The sequence below is a fragment of the Methanobrevibacter sp. genome (genome assembly GCF_017468685.1).
Lineage (GTDB): Archaea > Methanobacteriota > Methanobacteria > Methanobacteriales > Methanobacteriaceae > Methanocatella.
The window spans coordinates 1-16,834 of sequence record NZ_JAFUHT010000031.1 but is presented as its reverse complement, the minus strand read 5'-3'; the positions used below and the strand labels follow the sequence as shown (position 1 = coordinate 16,834).

The 16,834-nt window shown below is 34.4% G+C and carries 14 protein-coding genes and 1 pseudogene; 11 read left to right on the top strand and 4 right to left on the bottom strand.

The window, feature by feature from the left end; all coding sequences use genetic code 11:
* Positions 1 to 71 precede the first annotated feature (71 nt).
* Complete coding sequence (locus IJ258_RS04315; RefSeq protein WP_292803444.1) at positions 72 to 1,862, top strand: ABC transporter ATP-binding protein; 1,791 nt, start codon at positions 72 to 74, stop codon at positions 1,860 to 1,862.
* Positions 1,862 to 3,607, top strand: coding sequence for an ABC transporter ATP-binding protein (locus tag IJ258_RS04310; protein WP_292803441.1), 1,746 nt, complete (start codon positions 1,862 to 1,864; stop codon positions 3,605 to 3,607). The genes IJ258_RS04315 and IJ258_RS04310 overlap by 1 nt, the downstream gene beginning before the upstream one ends.
* A gap of 374 nt (positions 3,608 to 3,981) precedes the next feature.
* Here IJ258_RS04310 and IJ258_RS04305 read toward each other — a convergent pair whose 3' ends face one another.
* Both IJ258_RS04305 and IJ258_RS04300 read right to left on the bottom strand, forming a co-directional pair.
* Positions 3,982 to 4,170 carry a hypothetical protein gene (locus IJ258_RS04305; RefSeq protein WP_292803438.1) on the bottom strand — a complete coding sequence of 63 codons (189 nt, stop codon included), beginning with the start codon at positions 4,168 to 4,170 and terminating at the stop codon, positions 3,982 to 3,984.
* A gap of 1 nt (position 4,171) precedes the next feature.
* A complete protein-coding gene (locus IJ258_RS04300; protein WP_292803436.1) occupies positions 4,172 to 4,825 on the bottom strand; it encodes a hypothetical protein in 654 nt (217 codons plus the stop codon).
* Between the two features lie 209 nt (positions 4,826 to 5,034).
* Here IJ258_RS04300 and IJ258_RS04295 point away from each other — a divergent pair, with 209 nt between their 5' ends.
* The 5 genes from IJ258_RS04295 (at position 5,035) to IJ258_RS04275 (ending at position 13,033) form a co-directional block, all read left to right on the top strand.
* Complete coding sequence (locus IJ258_RS04295; protein WP_292803433.1) at positions 5,035 to 5,739, top strand: ABC transporter ATP-binding protein; 705 nt, start codon at positions 5,035 to 5,037, stop codon at positions 5,737 to 5,739.
* Between the two features lie 4 nt (positions 5,740 to 5,743).
* Positions 5,744 to 8,014, top strand: a complete 2,271-nt coding sequence (locus IJ258_RS04290) for an ABC transporter permease (RefSeq protein WP_292803430.1) — start codon at positions 5,744 to 5,746, stop codon at positions 8,012 to 8,014.
* Positions 8,015 to 10,285 carry an ABC transporter permease gene (locus IJ258_RS04285; RefSeq protein ID WP_292803427.1) on the top strand — a complete coding sequence of 757 codons (2,271 nt, stop codon included), beginning with the start codon at positions 8,015 to 8,017 and terminating at the stop codon, positions 10,283 to 10,285.
* A gap of 70 nt (positions 10,286 to 10,355) precedes the next feature.
* The gene (locus IJ258_RS04280) at positions 10,356 to 10,577 is read left to right on the top strand and encodes a hypothetical protein (RefSeq protein WP_292803424.1); all 222 of its coding nucleotides are present in this window, start codon (positions 10,356 to 10,358) and stop codon (positions 10,575 to 10,577) included.
* A gap of 197 nt (positions 10,578 to 10,774) precedes the next feature.
* Positions 10,775 to 13,033: an ABC transporter permease gene (locus IJ258_RS04275; RefSeq protein ID WP_292803421.1), complete on the top strand. Its 2,259-nt coding sequence runs from the start codon at positions 10,775 to 10,777 to the stop codon at positions 13,031 to 13,033.
* Positions 13,034 to 13,330: 297 nt separating this feature from the next.
* On the opposite strand, the gene IJ258_RS04270 is transcribed toward IJ258_RS04275, so the two are convergent.
* Both IJ258_RS04270 and IJ258_RS04265 read right to left on the bottom strand, forming a co-directional pair.
* A complete protein-coding gene (locus IJ258_RS04270) occupies positions 13,331 to 13,507 on the bottom strand; it encodes a hypothetical protein (protein WP_292803418.1) in 177 nt (58 codons plus the stop codon).
* Positions 13,508 to 13,621: 114 nt separating this feature from the next.
* Complete coding sequence (locus IJ258_RS04265) at positions 13,622 to 14,512, bottom strand: hypothetical protein (protein WP_292803415.1); 891 nt, start codon at positions 14,510 to 14,512, stop codon at positions 13,622 to 13,624.
* A gap of 476 nt (positions 14,513 to 14,988) precedes the next feature.
* Here IJ258_RS04265 and IJ258_RS04260 point away from each other — a divergent pair, with 476 nt between their 5' ends.
* The 4 genes and pseudogenes from IJ258_RS04260 to IJ258_RS04245 form a co-directional block, all read left to right on the top strand.
* Complete coding sequence (locus tag IJ258_RS04260) at positions 14,989 to 15,402, top strand: C-GCAxxG-C-C family protein (RefSeq protein ID WP_292803411.1); 414 nt, start codon at positions 14,989 to 14,991, stop codon at positions 15,400 to 15,402.
* A gap of 11 nt (positions 15,403 to 15,413) precedes the next feature.
* Positions 15,414 to 15,869, top strand: a complete 456-nt coding sequence (locus IJ258_RS04255) for a hypothetical protein (RefSeq protein ID WP_292803408.1) — start codon at positions 15,414 to 15,416, stop codon at positions 15,867 to 15,869.
* A 107-nt stretch (positions 15,870 to 15,976) separates the two neighbouring features.
* Complete coding sequence (locus IJ258_RS04250) at positions 15,977 to 16,351, top strand: helix-turn-helix transcriptional regulator (RefSeq protein ID WP_292803405.1); 375 nt, start codon at positions 15,977 to 15,979, stop codon at positions 16,349 to 16,351.
* Between the two features lie 18 nt (positions 16,352 to 16,369).
* Positions 16,370 to 16,834 (top strand): annotated as a pseudogene (locus tag IJ258_RS04245) (cation-transporting P-type ATPase); the annotation flags it as partial.

Sequence of the window (16,834 nt, the reverse complement as noted above, 5' to 3'; positions counted from 1 at the left end):
TTAAAGTAATTGTCTTTTTAGATTAATTTAAATTTTTAGGTAAACCTAAATTAAATTATGAGGAGTTTATTATGGCAAATACTCAAAATAAAAATAAATTTATCAGATTATTGAACTATTCTGGAAACTACAAATATCTGACAATCTTAGGCTGCATATTATCAGCAATAAGTGCTGTATGTTTGCTGATTCCATTCATCTATATATGGGATGTGGTTAATGCACTTTTGATGGTAGCTCCGGATTTTGCAAAAGCACAAAACATAAGTGACTATGCTTTTAACGCATTTCTCTTTGCATTTTTAGGAATTGCACTTAATTTCTGCGGACTGATGTGCACTCACTTGTCTGCTTTTAAAAATGAAAAGAACATGAAGGATGCTGCCCTAAACCACTTGCTTAAATTGCCGCTTGGATACTTTTCAAACCATACAAGCGGAGGCCTTAGGAAAGTCATTGATTTCAGTACAGGAAAAACTGAAGGCTTTCTTGCACACAACTTATTTGACCTGGTTGGTGCAATCGTCACACCAATAGCATTCCTAATATTATTGTTCAGTTTTGACTGGGTTTTAGGCTTAATATGTCTGATACCGATAATATTATGTTTCATATTCATGTATCCGATGTTTTCCAAGGAATCACAAAACGTAATGGCACAATATCAGATGTATCTGGAAAAGATGAATGCTGAAGCTGTGGAATATGTGCGTGGAATTCCAGTTACAAAAGCATTCCAGCAAAGTGTCTACTCATTCAAGAACTTCATAGATGCTATCAGAAATTATGGAAAATTCTCTGCAAACTATGCCTTGTCAACTCAACTTCCAATGACTGCATTTACAGTATCCATAAACGGATTTTTCGCATTGCTGATTCCGGCAGGAATATTGCTTGCAGGATCTGTCGTTGAGGTTAAATTTTTAGCGGATTTCCTCTTCTATGTGATTTTCACACCAATTTGTGCAGTAATGATGAATAAAATCATGTCAGTATCACAGGATTGGATGCTGGCAGGATATGCACTTGAAAGCATTGAAGAAATCCTTAATGAAAAACCATTGGTTGAAGCGGTCAATCCTCAAAAACCAAAAAATCACTCAATAGAGTTTGAAGACGTGATATTTGATTACGATGAAACAGAATCAGACGAACACATCCTAAATGATATTAATCTAAAAATTAATGAAAATGATTCCGTTGCATTGGTCGGACCATCAGGAGGGGGCAAAACCACTATTGCATCATTGATTCCAAGATTCTGGGATGTGAAATCAGGATCAATTAGGATTGGAGGTGTTGATGTACGTGACATTTCAACAAAAGAGCTGATGGAAAACATTTCATTTGTTTTCCAGAATACCAAGTTATTCAAAGATTCCATTTACAACAATGTGGCAATAGGAAGAAAAGGAGCCACAAGAAGCGAGGTTTTAAAAGCATTGAGCCTTGCACAATGTGATGATATTATCAATGAGTTGCCACAGGGAATTGATACAGTAATAGGCAGTGAAGGAACATACCTTTCAGGAGGCCAGCAGCAAAGAATAGCACTTGCAAGGGCAATACTTAAAGATGCACCAATCATCATTTTAGATGAGGCAACTGCACTGGCAGATCCTGAAAATGAATACCTAATCCAAAAAGCGATTTCAGAGATTACCAAGGAAAAAACAGTAATAATGATTGCACATAGGCTTTCCACAGTTAAAAACGTTGACAATATATTTGTCGTCGAAAACGGCCGCATTGTTGAGAAAGGTTGTCATGATGAATTGGTTGATAATGACGGTTTATACTCAAGGATGTGGGATGAATTTAACAAGTCAATTCAATGGAAAGTAAAAAGCGAGGTGATATAATGTTGTCAGAATATTTCACCGAAAGATTCGGACTTACAAAGGACGGTTCCGATAATCTGATTAAGGGAATAGTCTACACTGCACTTCAAAACATTTCATTCATGTTTCCTGTAGGATTATACGCATTGCTTTTATATATCTGGATTGGGCCATTAATGGGTGGTGAAATAGTTGATGCAAATCTTGGAATGTTTATAGTGGCCATTCTGGTAATTTTAGGAATAATATTTGCATTTTCATGGAAACAATACCATTTTGTTTATAATACCACTTATGTTGAAAGCGAAAACAGAAGAATCAATCTTGGTGAAAACCTGAGAAAACTGCCGTTGTCATTTTTCGAAAAAAGAGACCTTGCAGATTTGACTTCAACAATAATGAATGACTGCACAGATTTGGAGCATGTATTCTCTCATGCAATCCCTCAATTGCTCGGTTCAATAGTGTCAGTAATTCTTGTAGCAATAGGACTTCTGATTTTTGACTGGAGACTGGCCATTGCACTCCTATGGGTTGTGCCTGTGGCATTTGCAATAATGTATATCTCAAGAAACATGGTTCAAAAAGGTTCAAAAATCGTTATGGATGATTTGCTTGACTGCGGAGATTCCATGCAGGAATGCATTGAATCAATAAGGGATTTAAAGTCATACTATCATGAACAGGAATATCTATCAAAATTATCTGGTCTTACCCGTAATGTTGAAAAATCAAGAATAAAATCTGAACTGATGGCATCTGCTGGAGTAATTACTGGTACTGTGGTTTTAAAGCTTGGAATCGTATCCGTAATCTTACTGGGTTCCTATTTGATTATGAATGGTCAGGTATCCATATATAATCTTTTAATATTCCTGATTGCATCTGCATCGATTTACGCACCTGTTGAAAACGGATTGACATTTTTAGCTGAAATACTGATGATGGACATTAAGATTGACAGAAGCAAGGAAATAGAGTCCCAGGTAATTCCTGAAGGATTAAAGGATTACTCTCTTGAAGGATATGACATTGAATTTAAGGATGTGAACTTTAACTATGATGATTTGAAGGATGTTTTATCTGATATAAACTTCACAGCCAAACAAGGTGAAGTCACAGCACTTGTAGGTCCTTCAGGTGGAGGAAAATCAACAGTTTCAAAGCTCGCTGCAAGATTCTGGGATCCGGTATCCGGAAGCGTTAGTTTGGGCGGTCAGGATTTATCAAAACTTGATTCTGAAAAACTTCTTGAAAACTTCTCAATTGTTTTCCAGGATGTTATACTATTTAACAATTCCATTTTGGAAAACATACGTGTTGGAAGAAAGAATGCAACAGAAGAAGAGGTGATTGAAGCTGCAAGACTTGCCGAATGCGATGAATTTGTTGAAAGACTTCCAGATGGATATGATACTGTCATCGGTGAAAACGGTGAACTGCTCTCTGGTGGTCAAAGGCAGAGAATCTCAATTGCAAGGGCATTGCTTAAGGATGCTAATGTTATTCTTTTAGATGAGGCAACTTCATTTCTGGATGTTGAAAATGAAACAAAAATCCAAAAGGCATTGTCCACATTGATTAAGAATAAGACGGTGATTATTATAGCGCACAGAATGCGTACAATTGCAAATGCAGATAAGATTATTGTTTTGGATGAAGGTAAAATTGCTGAGCAGGGATCACCTGACGAGTTAATGGCTCATGAAGGATTGTTTAAAAGAATGGTTGAACTGCAGAAGTTAAGTGGAGAATGGGAGATTTAATTTTCCACATTCATTCATCAAGAGGAGTATTATCTTTTTTAAATTTTCAAAACAAATATGGGTACTCCTCTTTTAAGTTTATATTGTCTCCCTAATTCTTTATGCATCTTAACGATAAACAGATTAAAAGATGATTGAAGATGAAAAAACTGTTGAATAAGTGATGTTTGTTGAAAAACTTCTGATAGGTAGTATATACACTAATCGATGAAAACTGTGAATGGTAATCTGGTGGTTAAAACTATTTACTTGAAAATTTAAATATTTTTTTTAAAGTAACATTATTTTTGGATGTGTGTTTTGTATATGGAAACTGCGGGTAGGGTTATCTGATGAGTTGATGGTTTGTTTAAAAAGATGAAAGAAGTTTAAATCTATTCAAAAATTTCAGGATACATTTTTTTTAGTTCTTCTGGTAATCCCATAATTTCAAAATCTTTTCTAAGTCTTTCTTTTATTATTTCATTTTCTTTTTCAATTAATTCATTGGGATAATCATCATTAATGAACCTATTTCCACCATCTCTTTTTGATAATTCCCATCCATTAACATTTTTGCTCATATTATCGATATTCCTTTCTAGTTAATACTATTTTTTGATTTAAATTGTTAATATAATTTATGACAATTTCGGAGTATATATTATTCTTATTTTTTGAATTTGAATTTTTGATGGATTCAAATATTATAGATATGTCTTTATGAATTTTTTCACGTATTTCATATTTTCCTATTGCTTTTAAAATCCAAAATTCTTCTTGTGAACAGATTATTTCATAATCTTCAAATTCATATTCTAATATTTCGAAATTAGCTGCAGAAGGTGCAGAATATGTATTCTTTGGGTGATTATGTATGCTTAATATTTTTCTATTTTTCATTTCTTCAGTGTTTATCCAACCAAGTGATTGGTTAGAACCGCCAAGAATACAATGGATTATCTCATTTTCCGCATAATCAATGTAAAAATTCCATTCAATTGATTCATTTGCTGTTTTTCTTCTAAATAACTCAATAAATTCACATGTTTCATCACTTAATTCTGAGGGCAAATCATTTCTATTAATTGATTTGGCAGTTGTGTCTACTTTTAGTTTTTTAAAGCTTTCAAAATTTTCCTTATTATAAATTGAATAGGAAAATGCTTCTTTTTTGGTTTCGTTCATATTGTCATTTTTTCGAATAGTTTTGGTTGTTTTGTTGTTTTTAGTGTTCATACATCTTATTTTGATTTTAAAGTATTTAAATTTTATTAAAATTATTTTTAAATGCAATTTTATAGGTTTAAAGCAATTTTACAAGGTTATGGCAATATTTCAAAGTGGGGTCAATTTTACAAACTCAGATAATTTAGGTTTGCCTAAATTTTAAATACTTTATTAAATATAATATGTAAATATATAATTAATTCTAAGAAGGTGTGTACATGAGTACAATTATTGAATTTAAAAATGTGAACAAGGAATATAAATCTGGAGATCACATTTTAAAAGCTATGGATAATGTTAATTTCACAATAGATGAAGGGGAATTCGTTGTAATTCTGGGCCCGTCAGGTGCAGGTAAATCAACACTCTTGAATCTTTTAGGGGGACTTGATTCTGTAACCTCAGGTGAAATCATTGTAAATGGCAATCATGTTGAATCATTTAAGGATAATCAATTAACAGAGTATCGTGCTAAAAATGTTGGTTTCATTTTCCAGTTCTATAATCTGATTCCAAATTTAACTGCAATTGAAAATGTTGAACTGATGAAGGATATTGTGGATGTTAATATTGACGGATTAAGTGTGCTGGACTCAGTTGGTCTGAAAGACCATGCAAATCAGTTTCCTGCACAACTGTCAGGTGGGGAACAGCAAAGGGTGTCAATTGCACGTGCAGTTGCAAAACAGCCAACAATGCTTTTATGCGATGAGCCGACAGGAGCACTTGACTCAAAAACAGGCGTGCTAATTTTAAATTTACTTCAAGTCATGAGCAATAACAGAAATACCACTGTGATTATTGTAACTCACAATGCAATACTTGCTGAAGCAGCCGACAAGGTAATCAGAATCAAAAACGGTCAAATCGAAAACATTGTAGTAAATGAGAATCCGAAGAAGGTTAATGATTTAGACTGGTGAGCAGATGCTTATAAAGAAGATGTTGAGAGACATCCGCAAGCACAAGGCTCAATTCATATCAATTTTTTTAATGGCATTTCTGGGAGTATTTGTGTTTGCAGGTGTCGGCGGAGAATCAGTCGGCCTTGAAGTAAACAGTGATAACTTTTATGAGGACACCAACTTGGCTGACGGCTGGATTTATTCAGCATACATCAATGACCTTTTTATGTATCAGGTAGACTGTTTGGGTGCAACCACTCAAATGGAAAGGCAAGTGGTAGTGGATTCGGTGGCTGATTTTGACAATGACCCTGACGTTACACTGCATTTCGTGGAAAACAATACAATATCCAAATTCTACCTGCTTGAAGGTGAAAAACTAGATATTGATGATAAGAATGGCGTATGGCTGGACAAAAGCTTTGCTGATGCAAAGGGCTTGAAAGTCGGAGATAAAATCAAGTTCGAGTTTGAAAACTACACTATAGAAAAGGAAATCAGGGGACTTGGATACTCACCGGAATATGTTTATCATGCATCAAGCTCATCCATAATACCTGATTTTAACAAAATTGGTTTTGCATACCTTTCCTACAAGGCATTTCCAACAGATACTGTGCCGTACAATGTATTGAACGTTAAGTTTGAAGGAACACCTGAAAACTACAATGATATTCTTGATTATCACATGAACGGCTATTACAATTCATTTGTTGAAAGATCCGAACACACCAGTGTAAGCCAGTTTGCAGATGAAATGGATCAGCATCGCATGATGGGAGATATTTTCCCTGTAGTGTTCATACTTATTGCAATGCTGATTCTTTTAACAACAATGAGAAGAATAATAACACATCAAAGAACACAAATCGGTATTTTAAAGGCATGCGGATTTAAAAACCGTTCCATTATTCTGCATTATGTTTCATACGGGTTCTGGCTGGTTTTGGCAGGTTCTATTCTAGGATTGATTTTAGGGCCAATGACCTTGCCTCAATTATTCTATCCGTCAATGAGTGCAACATATAAGTTGCCGGCATGGAATCCTGCATGGAGCATGAATTTCGTTTATGTGGCTGCATTGATGGTTTTAATGTCACTTGCGGTTTCATACTATTCAGTTAAGGGAATTTCCGATGAAAAACCGGCAGACACTATCAGGCCGAAGGTGCCTAAGATTTCCTCATCAGGATTTGTTGAAAAACTCGCTATCTGGAAACGCTTATCATTTAACATACGCTGGAATTACAGGGACGCTAAAAGAAACAAGTTCAGAGCATTAATGACAATTGTAGGTGTAATCGGATGCAGTGCACTTCTGGTATGTGCATTTGGAATGTATGATGGAATGAATGACCTTAAGGAATGGGAATATTCACAGATCAATCATTATGACTCAAAGCTTGTGATTGAAGAGGATACTGCGCAATCTGAAATTGATGACATTACAGACAAGGTCAACGGTGATGAAATAATGGAGGGAGCCATTGAAATCGAATCGGATTCGGCTAAAAAATCAGGTTCGCTGCTGGTGCTAAACGACACTGATTTGGTCACACCGACAGATTATGACTGGAACAAGATTGAAATAGATGATGATGAGGTTTCAATTTCACAAAAAATGGCGGACATGCTTGATGTGGGCATTGGAGATACTGTCAAATGGCACATAATGGGTTCAGACAAATGGGTTAAAACAAAAATAGATAAAATCCATGCAGATCCAATATCACAGGGATTCATAATGTCTTCAGATAAGCTTGAGGATTTGGATTTAAACTACACTCCAACAAGCATAATAACATCTGAACACGTTACAAAAGAGTATGATGGCGTAAAGGCAGCCAATTCAATGAAAGACATGACTTCAAGCTGGGATGAAATGACCGAGTCAATGTGGCTTTTAATCTACATTTTAATATTCTTCGCATGCCTTTTGGCAGTTGTCGTACTGTATAATTTGGGCTTGTTGTCATTTACAGAAATTGAAAGGGAAATTGCAACATTGAAAGTTCTCGGATTTAAGACAAGAGCATTGAGAAAGCTATTGCTGACTCAGAACCTGTGGTTTACAGCTATCGGATTTATACTGGGATTGCCTGTAGGATATTATATTCTTGCGATAATGTGGGAATCATCAGGTGATTCATTCTACATCCTGCCTTCAATATCCCTTACAAACTTCCTTTTGACATTGGTGATAACATTTGCACTGTCAATTGTTGTAAACCTGATGTTTTCACGTAAAATCAAGAAATTGGACATGGTGGAATCCCTTAAGAGTGGTGAGTAGATGTTAGCAAAAAAGATGATTAGAGATATTAAAAACCATAAGATTCAATTCATATCTATCTTTTTAATGGCCTTTCTAGGGGTTTATGTATTTGTAGGATTTGGAGCTGAATCATTTGGTTTTGAAGAGACTGCAGACGCATATTATGGTGAAACCAACCTTGCTGACGGTTGGATTTACACATCAAATCTTGACAGTGATTTTGTAGATAATGTGAATGATTTAACTCTCACTAAAGATTCAGAAAGACAACTAGTCGTTAACTCGATAGCAGACTTTAAAAACGACCCGGACATTACATTGCACTTTCTGGAAGATGATGATATATCAAAATTCTATCTCATCAGGGGTGATGAGTTTGACCTGGATGATGGTGAAGGGGTATGGCTTGATAGTCGATTTGCACAGTCCAAAGGCTTGGATATAGGTGATGAGATTACATTTGAGTTTAATGGAATTGAAATCACAAAGAAAATCAGGGGACTTGGATATTCCCCTGAGCATTTGTATCAAACCTCTGATTCATCAATGATACCTGACTATGACAAGATGGGCTTTGCTTACATGTCTCATAAGGCATTTCCAATGGATAATGTTCCATATAATGTTTTGCTTGTGAAATTTGATGGGGATTCTGCAGATTATGAAAAACAACTGGATGATGATTTGGATAGGGATTATTCATCATTTCTTCCAAGATCACAGCATCCAAGCTTTGCAGAATTTCAGGATGAAACAGAACAGCACAAGATGATGACTGATGTGATTCCAGTCATATTCATTATCATTGCAATGCTGACACTATTGACAACAATGACAAGAATCATCAATGCCCAAAGAACACAAATCGGAGTCCTTAAGGCTTTAGGATTTAAAAATCGCACAATAATGTATCATTATATATCATATGGTTTCTGGCCGGTTTTAACTGGAAGCGTATTGGGCTTTATCCTGGGACCGTTGACACTGCCTCCGATAATGTTTGATGAGATGAAACAGTTGTACTCAATACCTAACTGGCTGACAGGTTTTGACACTAGCTTCATCATCGTAACTGTTTTGATGGTTGCTCTTGCAGTGCTGATTTCATATTTGGCATGTAAAAATATTGTCAATGAGTCTCCATCCAGTGCAATACGACCAAAAGTTCCTAAAATTTCAACTTCCGGTTTTGTAGAAAAATTGGGAATCTGGAAGAAATTATCTTTCAATGCAAGATGGAACTGGAGGGATGCAAAAAGAAACAAGTTCCGTGCATTAATGAGCATTGCAGGAGTGCTTGCCTGCACATTAATCATTGTCGCTTCATTCGGATGCATGGATGGTTTTGATGAGATGAAGGAATGGTCCTACACTGACATCAACCATTATTCATCAAAACTGGTTCTGGAGGATGATGCAACATCATCACAAATCGATCATGTGGTTGATGAGGTTGACGGTGAAAAACTAATGGAATCAGCTATTGAGATTAAATCAGGGGATGTTAAAAAATCGGGTGTCATAACTGTGCTTGATGATAATGAGCTTTACACTCCAACTGATGATGATAAAAATCCAATTGAAATAGGGGATGATGAGATTTCATTATCCAAAAAGATGGCTGAACTTTTGGATGTTAAAGTGGGTGATACAATTAAATGGCACATCATGGGCTCTGATAAATGGGTTAAAACAAAAGTCACTAGCTTGCATTCAGATCCGACATCTCAGGGAATCATTATAACAAAAGAAAAACTGGATGATTTGGGATTGAATTACACTGTAACAAGTGTGATTTCATCAAAGGAAGTTGATGATAACTTTACTGGTGTTAAAACAATATTTTCAATGGATTCACTGACAGACAGTTGGGATGAGATGATGGAATCATCAATGACTGCAATATATCTGTTGGCAGCCTTTGCAGCATTATTGTCACTGATTGTATTGTATAATCTTGGACTGTTGTCATTTACCGAAATCAAACGTGAATTTGCAACCCTGAAGGTACTGGGATTCAAGTCCTCCTATTTAAGAAAGCTATTGCTCACTCAAAACCTGTGGTTTACAACAGTAGGTTTCATCATAGGTGTTCCTTTGGGTCGTGAAACATTACAATACTTATGGGGAACAATGGGTGATTCATTTTACCTGAAAGCAACATTATCCCTTAAAACACTGGTGATAACATTTCTGATTACATATGTGGTTTCTGTTGTTGTCAATCTCATGTTTTCAGGAAAAATCAAGAAATTGGATATGGTTGAATCATTGAAAGACAATGAATAACCTTTCTGACACTCATTAAGTGACAAAACCTTTAAAAATAGTCATTTCAAATTATAAATTAGGTGATATTATGGTTGAAGTAACTGCTGAGTTAAAATATATGGATTTGCTGAACGAATATCCCTTGCTCAAAACTGACCTTGTGAAAAGGAACTATAAATTCAAGTTTCTGGTCACTCCAATGGGTAAGCTTTCTCTTTGGGAAGCAAATCTTGAAGAGGTCAGTGAGTGTGCTGAAATGAGTGTTGATGAAACAGTTGATTTGTTTAATGAACTAATCTGTTCGTACTAACATTAACATCAAATATTTTTATATTTGAAGTTAAATCAACCGTTTCATATATATTCTTATTTTCAGATAACTTATAATTGCTAATTTGGTGATGTTAATGTAAATTAAGTTTCACCATTCAGTAGTTTTCTAATTCAAATCTTATTTAAATCAATCAACTTATTGTTTTTTATATGTCCTTTTTCTAATAGTATATTATGTCTTTATCTAAAAAAATGCTGAGGGATATTAAAATCAACAAGACACAGTTCATTGCAATATTTCTAATGGCATTTTTAGGTATTTTTGCATATACTGGAATTTATGCTGAGTACTATGGGTTAGTGCAGACTTCCGATGAGTACTATGCAGATACCAATATGGCTGATGGATGGATTTACAATACTGATTTTGATGATACATCGGTTGAAAAAATAAGTGAATTTACAACACAGACTGACAGGCAATTGGTTGTCCAGTCACGGGCAGACCTTGAAAACAGTCCCGACATTACGCTGCACTTTGTTGAAAAGGGAGTCCTGTCGAAATTCTACACAACGGAAGGTGAGGATTTCAACCCATCAGATTCCTCTGGAGTCTGGCTGGATGCACGCTTTGCAGATGAAAGAGACCTGGAAGTTGGAGACAACATCACTTTCGAGTTTGATGATATTGAATTTACAAAAGAAATCAGGGGAATAGGGTACTCTCCGGAATATATTTATGAGCTTTCTCCATCATCTCTGACACCTGATTTTTCCCAGATGGGCTTTGCATACCTGTCATATAAGGCATATCCAGAGGATTTAAAATACGACACCATGCTTGTTAAGTATGACACTTCAGATGATGATTTTACAGACAAATTGGATGATGCAATTGAATATTTGTCATTCACCAAAAAACAAGACCAGATTAGTGTTTCGAAATTCTCTGATGAAATGGCACAGCACAAAATGATCGGGGACGTTTTCCCAATAGTATTCATTCTGGTAACATTTTTAACACTTCTGACAACAATGACAAGAATCGTAACTCATCAGAGGACTCAAATAGGTATTTTAAAGGCAGTTGGATTTAAAGATAAGACTATTATTCTGCATTATCTATCTTATGCTTTCTGGCCGGTTTTGGCAGGTGCCATTTTAGGAGTGATAATGGGGCCAATGATAATTCCTCAGATGTTTTATCCTACAATGGCTACAAACTACAGTATGCCAAGCTGGCATCCGGGCTTTGACATGAGCTTCATATACATTGCCGCACTGATGGTTCTCTCCTCTGTTGTTGTAACATATTTATCATGCAGAAGAATCTCAAAGGAAAATCCGGCCAATACCTTAAGGCCTAAAGCACCTAGTGCATCTTCAAAATCATTAATTGAAAAATCAAGAATCTGGAATCGTTTAAGCTTCAATATTCGTTGGAACTGGAGAGATGCAAGAAGAAATAAGTTCAGAGCTTTAATGGCAATAGTGGGTGTTATGGGTTGTGTTGCATTATTGATTGCGGCATTCGGAATGAATGACAGTATGGATGAGCTGAAATCATGGGAATATGATGATATAACACATTATGAATCAAAATTATTGCTTTCAAGTGAAGCTAATCCATTGGAACTATATTACATTATGAATTACACTGACGGAAGTTTCATCATGCAGCAGTCCATTGAGCTTAAGGCAAATGATATGGAGGATACGGCATCGCTTCTGGTTTCAAACGATACTGATTTGATATCATACACTGACAGCAGCAGAAATCCTATCGATATTGATGAGGGGGATGTTTCAATTTCCACTAAACTTGCCGAAAGATTCAATCTGGGCATTGGAGATAAGATCAGATGGCATATTGTTGGAAGTGATGAATGGGTGACATCTAAAATAGGTCAGATTCATGCAGAACCGATATCACAGGGATTGATAATGTCTCCGGACACTATTGAAGATGAGGGATTGAACTTCACTCCAACCAATATTGTAACAAAGGACAAGTTCGGTGAGAATTATGATTCCATTAAGTCCGTTACAAGCATTGATGATATGAAGGAAAGCTGGGATCAGATGACAACAGCAGTGATGATGATGGTTTACGTGGTCACATTCGTAGCTGGAGCATTGGCCATTCTGGTTTTATATAATCTGGGCATATTGTCATTTACAGAAATGGAAAGGGAAATCGCAACCCTTAAGGTTCTGGGCTTTAAGACAAATGTCTTAAGAAAGCTATTGCTGACACAAAATGTGATTTTTACAGCAATTGGATATCTTTTGGGAATTCCATTGGGCTTTTATTTCATGACTCTTATGATGAATGCTGCAGGTGATTCTCTTTATTATGTTGCGACATTGACTTGGGGCAATCTGTTATTGGTGGCTGTTATAACCTTTGCAATATCGATCGGTGTTAATTTAATGTTTTCAGATAAGATTAATGATTTGAATATGGTTGAAGCATTGAAGGATGTTGAGTGATAATTCTATTTAAATGTTTTGGAAGTGTGCTTTTGTGTTTTTTTGCACTCAATAACTTTTTTTACTTGGTTTATGTAAATCTGTTTTCAGATTATTTTGAAAATTTTTTCATGAAAATGTGTTCTATTGAATCGAACCTGTCCAATCAAATAATTATTTACCTTATGTTTCATTAAATGGAACATGTTCTATTAAATTGGATATGTCCAATTGCATAATTATTATGTTGTATAGAATAAAACTTGTCCAATAGTATGGGTTATGTTCTTTTAAATAAATTTAATAGAGTTGATTTAACTAAAAATCAATATTGTGTTGATTAAGTATGGCTTTTAACTTTTTATTTTCATTATTTTTTTTAGTTAGTTCTTCGTCTTTTTCTTTTAGTTCTTTTCTTAAAGCTTTTCTTTCGTAATCGATTTCGAAATCAATTACTTCTCTTAAGCTGTTATTAATTACTTCCCGTTCCATCATTTTTAGCAACTCCTTTCCCTTATCTGTTAAATCAAAATATTTTTTTTACCATTATTGATAATGCAAATGCAATATCATTTCTAAATATTTCAGTTAGGAATGTAGGTAAATTAACTAAAAATCAATATTGTGTTGATTAAGTATGGCTTTTAACTTTTTATTTTCATTATTTTTTTTAGTTAATTCACTATCTTTTTTAGATAGTTCATTATTTTTTTTAGTTAGTTCTTCGTCTTTTTCTTTTAGTTCTTTTCTTAAAGCTTTTCTTTCGTAATCGATTTCGAAATCAATTACTTCTCTTAATCTGTTATTAATTACTTCCCGTTCCATCATTTTTAGCAACTCCTTTCCCTTATCTGTTAAATCAAAATATTTTTTTACCATTATAGATAATGCAAAAGCAATGTCATTTCTAAATATTCCTATTATGGACTTGTTTTTTCTAAATAACTTCACTAATTCTTCAGTTACATGACAGGCTTGTTTTTTTGAAGCAAACATGGGAAGCAATACCATATCAATTGCTTCATCATCACTTAAGTTATCTATATTATTTTTGATGTTATTTAATCTTTCGATAACTTCAGTTTCGTCCATGTGGATATAGAATGGTTTGAAAATATCTGAAGTAACTCTTATGTATTCTTTTTTGGAATTTTCATATCCGTTGGTTATAACAACTACTGTAAGAACCGGCAGTCCATAGTAAGTTTTTGCATAGTCTTTGTAGTCTGCAAAAACTTCTATTTTATCTTCATCCACAAGTGAGGATTGAAACTCTACATTGATTAATATTTTTTCAAATAATGTCACATTATCCGGTTCAACCAGCATTAACCAATCCATTTCACGTTCGCTACCGTCTCTTTTGATTATATTAGGGGGAAAATTCTTGACAAATTTTCCAGGTAATCCTAATCGATGATGTAGCTTTTCGGGCATCACATCAATCAGGTATTTAATTGTCACATCATTGGGGTGATGTACAGTTGGTCTTAAAATCATACATTTAACCTCAAAATTTATTTTATTGAGATTTCATGAAATCTAAATTAAACTTGTACTAGCACATATTATTCTTTATTTTGAAAGTATATAAACTTTTAACAAGTTTAAAGCAATATTTGCTTGAATTTAATAAAAATAAGTTCATATCAATATTGCAATTTATTTGTAAATGCTGTGAGCATGTTAAACAAAATTTAGAGAAAAATATGTCTAAATCAATCTCATTTTTTAAGATAATTTCTCTTCTGATTCTGTTTTGTGGCGATAGATTAAAAATTTCTGTCAGTTGTTTTAGTAAAATAACGAATTTAAAGGAAAGTTAGATTATTTTCTATTTTTGCACTGCATTTTTCAAGGATTGGATTGGAAATACTCAATATATTGGTTTTTACTGAATTCATCGTTTTTTTTTAAATGTTATAATATTTTTCATTTAAATAAATTAATTAATGAGATTAATAAAATAATTAATCATGAATTCAATTGAGGAATCAGTTCAACTATTTAATGAGGGTTACATGTGTTCGCAGGCTGTTTTTGCAGCATTTTCAGAAGAATTTGGACTTTCTAAAAATCATGCTTTAAAAATTGGGGCCTGTTTTGGAAGTGGGATGCGAAAAGGTGAAGTTTGCGGAGAATGTACTGGTGCGCTCATGGCTTTGGACCTGAAATATGGTGACAGTAAGGCTAAATGTGATGAGGTTTGTGATAAATTTTTGAATGAGTTTAAAAATGAAAATGAGTCTTTCATCTGTCGTGATTTGCTGAATTGTGATATAAACACTCCTGAAGGAGTCAAGTATGCAAAGGACAATAATCTGTTTAAGGATTTCTGTCCAAAAATGGTTGAATCAGCAGCTAAAATCACTGATGAAATAATTCATTAAGAGGTGTTTTTATGGCTAGAAAAAGTGTTATTGCAATAGTGATGGTTCTTGTAGCTGTTTTGGCATTGGTTATGGTATATAATATTCAAGAAACTCCAATCAACAACAATATTTCCTCTGCAACTTTAGATGTGTATTCTGAAGGGCCGATTGAGTTAAGTGATGTCATTGAGGATATTGAAACTGCCTCATATTATGAAGGTTATGACAATGATACTTTGAACTGGATGAAATCACTTGGTGATAAAGAAGTTTTCAGTGGAAATGGAACATTTGTGATAATGGATGCTGATGAAGCAGGCAAAATTCCTTCCCAATACGTTACAGATGTGACTATAATTGAGCATATTGAATGTGATGTTTTGGAAACTCATTCACTGGGGGATACTGAGTATCCTCGGGATGTGATACTTGTTAAAAATGTCAAATATTTGGGAGAAGATGTAATTGACATGGGTTTGGCATAGTCAATTACTTTATTTTTTTAAATTAACATATCATAATATCATGATATGAAAACCTTTAAATACATAAACATATCATAATATGTAAATATATAATATATGTGATGAATATGGAAAAAAATAATCTTGAAAATACTAATGAAGATATGTGTGAAGTATGCAATCCTCATGAAGATGCGGTAGAACGTGTCAAAGGACGCATGCCATCACAGGAAGAATACGCTGAGCTGTCTGAATTCTTCAAAATATTCGGTAATCCCACAAGATTAAAAATTATTTCCCTGCTTTCAGTAGAAGACTTATGCGTATGCGATATCTGCGAAGCACTAGATTTAAACCAGACAACAGTTTCAAATCAACTCAGGATATTGCGTGCAAACAACATAGTCAAATATCAAAAAGAAGGTAAAATGGCAAGATACTCACTTACAGACCTTCACATTGAAATGATTTACAAAGTAGGTTTAGAACATATATTAGAATAATTTTTAATTGGTGATACTATGGTAGAAAATAGATGCTATGATGCAGATTGTGCAGATGAAAACTGTCACAACCCCGAACATTACAATTACATCTGTTTTGACCCAAATTGTGAAGAGATTCACTGTGAAAATTCTAATCATTATGATAAACAGTTACTTAAAGATTATCAAGAAAATGCAGATTTAAGTGTGTATGATCACAGAGAAGAGATAGACTACGATGAAGATGTTGACATAAACATTTGCGGATGCCCAGATTGTGCAGATGACCATGATCACGACCACGATCATGACCATCATCACCACGACCATGAGCATGAAGAAAAAGATACCTGCTCTGACCCTGATTGTGGTTGTCATGATGAGCATGAGCATGATCACGAGCATGAGCATGAAAAAGTAGATGTTTGTACTGATGATGATTGTGGTTGTCATGATGAGCATGAGCATGAAAAAGTAGATGTTTGTACTGATGATGATTGT

Coding starts and splice junctions, on each gene's coding strand:
- IJ258_RS04265 (WP_292803415.1), bottom strand. CDS start 14,512: ATGATTTTAAGACCAACTGTACATCACCCCAATGATGTGACAATTAAA.
- IJ258_RS04250 (WP_292803405.1), top strand. CDS start 15,977: ATGGAAAAAAATAATCTTGAAAATACTAATGAAGATATGTGTGAAGTA.
- IJ258_RS04255 (WP_292803408.1), top strand. CDS start 15,414: ATGGCTAGAAAAAGTGTTATTGCAATAGTGATGGTTCTTGTAGCTGTT.
- IJ258_RS04300 (WP_292803436.1), bottom strand. CDS start 4,825: ATGAACACTAAAAACAACAAAACAACCAAAACTATTCGAAAAAATGAC.
- IJ258_RS04285 (WP_292803427.1), top strand. CDS start 8,015: ATGTTAGCAAAAAAGATGATTAGAGATATTAAAAACCATAAGATTCAA.
- IJ258_RS04315 (WP_292803444.1), top strand. CDS start 72: ATGGCAAATACTCAAAATAAAAATAAATTTATCAGATTATTGAACTAT.
- IJ258_RS04260 (WP_292803411.1), top strand. CDS start 14,989: ATGAATTCAATTGAGGAATCAGTTCAACTATTTAATGAGGGTTACATG.
- IJ258_RS04295 (WP_292803433.1), top strand. CDS start 5,035: ATGAGTACAATTATTGAATTTAAAAATGTGAACAAGGAATATAAATCT.
- IJ258_RS04280 (WP_292803424.1), top strand. CDS start 10,356: ATGGTTGAAGTAACTGCTGAGTTAAAATATATGGATTTGCTGAACGAA.
- IJ258_RS04290 (WP_292803430.1), top strand. CDS start 5,744: ATGCTTATAAAGAAGATGTTGAGAGACATCCGCAAGCACAAGGCTCAA.
- IJ258_RS04275 (WP_292803421.1), top strand. CDS start 10,775: ATGTCTTTATCTAAAAAAATGCTGAGGGATATTAAAATCAACAAGACA.
- IJ258_RS04310 (WP_292803441.1), top strand. CDS start 1,862: ATGTTGTCAGAATATTTCACCGAAAGATTCGGACTTACAAAGGACGGT.
- IJ258_RS04305 (WP_292803438.1), bottom strand. CDS start 4,170: ATGAGCAAAAATGTTAATGGATGGGAATTATCAAAAAGAGATGGTGGA.
- IJ258_RS04270 (WP_292803418.1), bottom strand. CDS start 13,507: ATGATGGAACGGGAAGTAATTAATAACAGCTTAAGAGAAGTAATTGAT.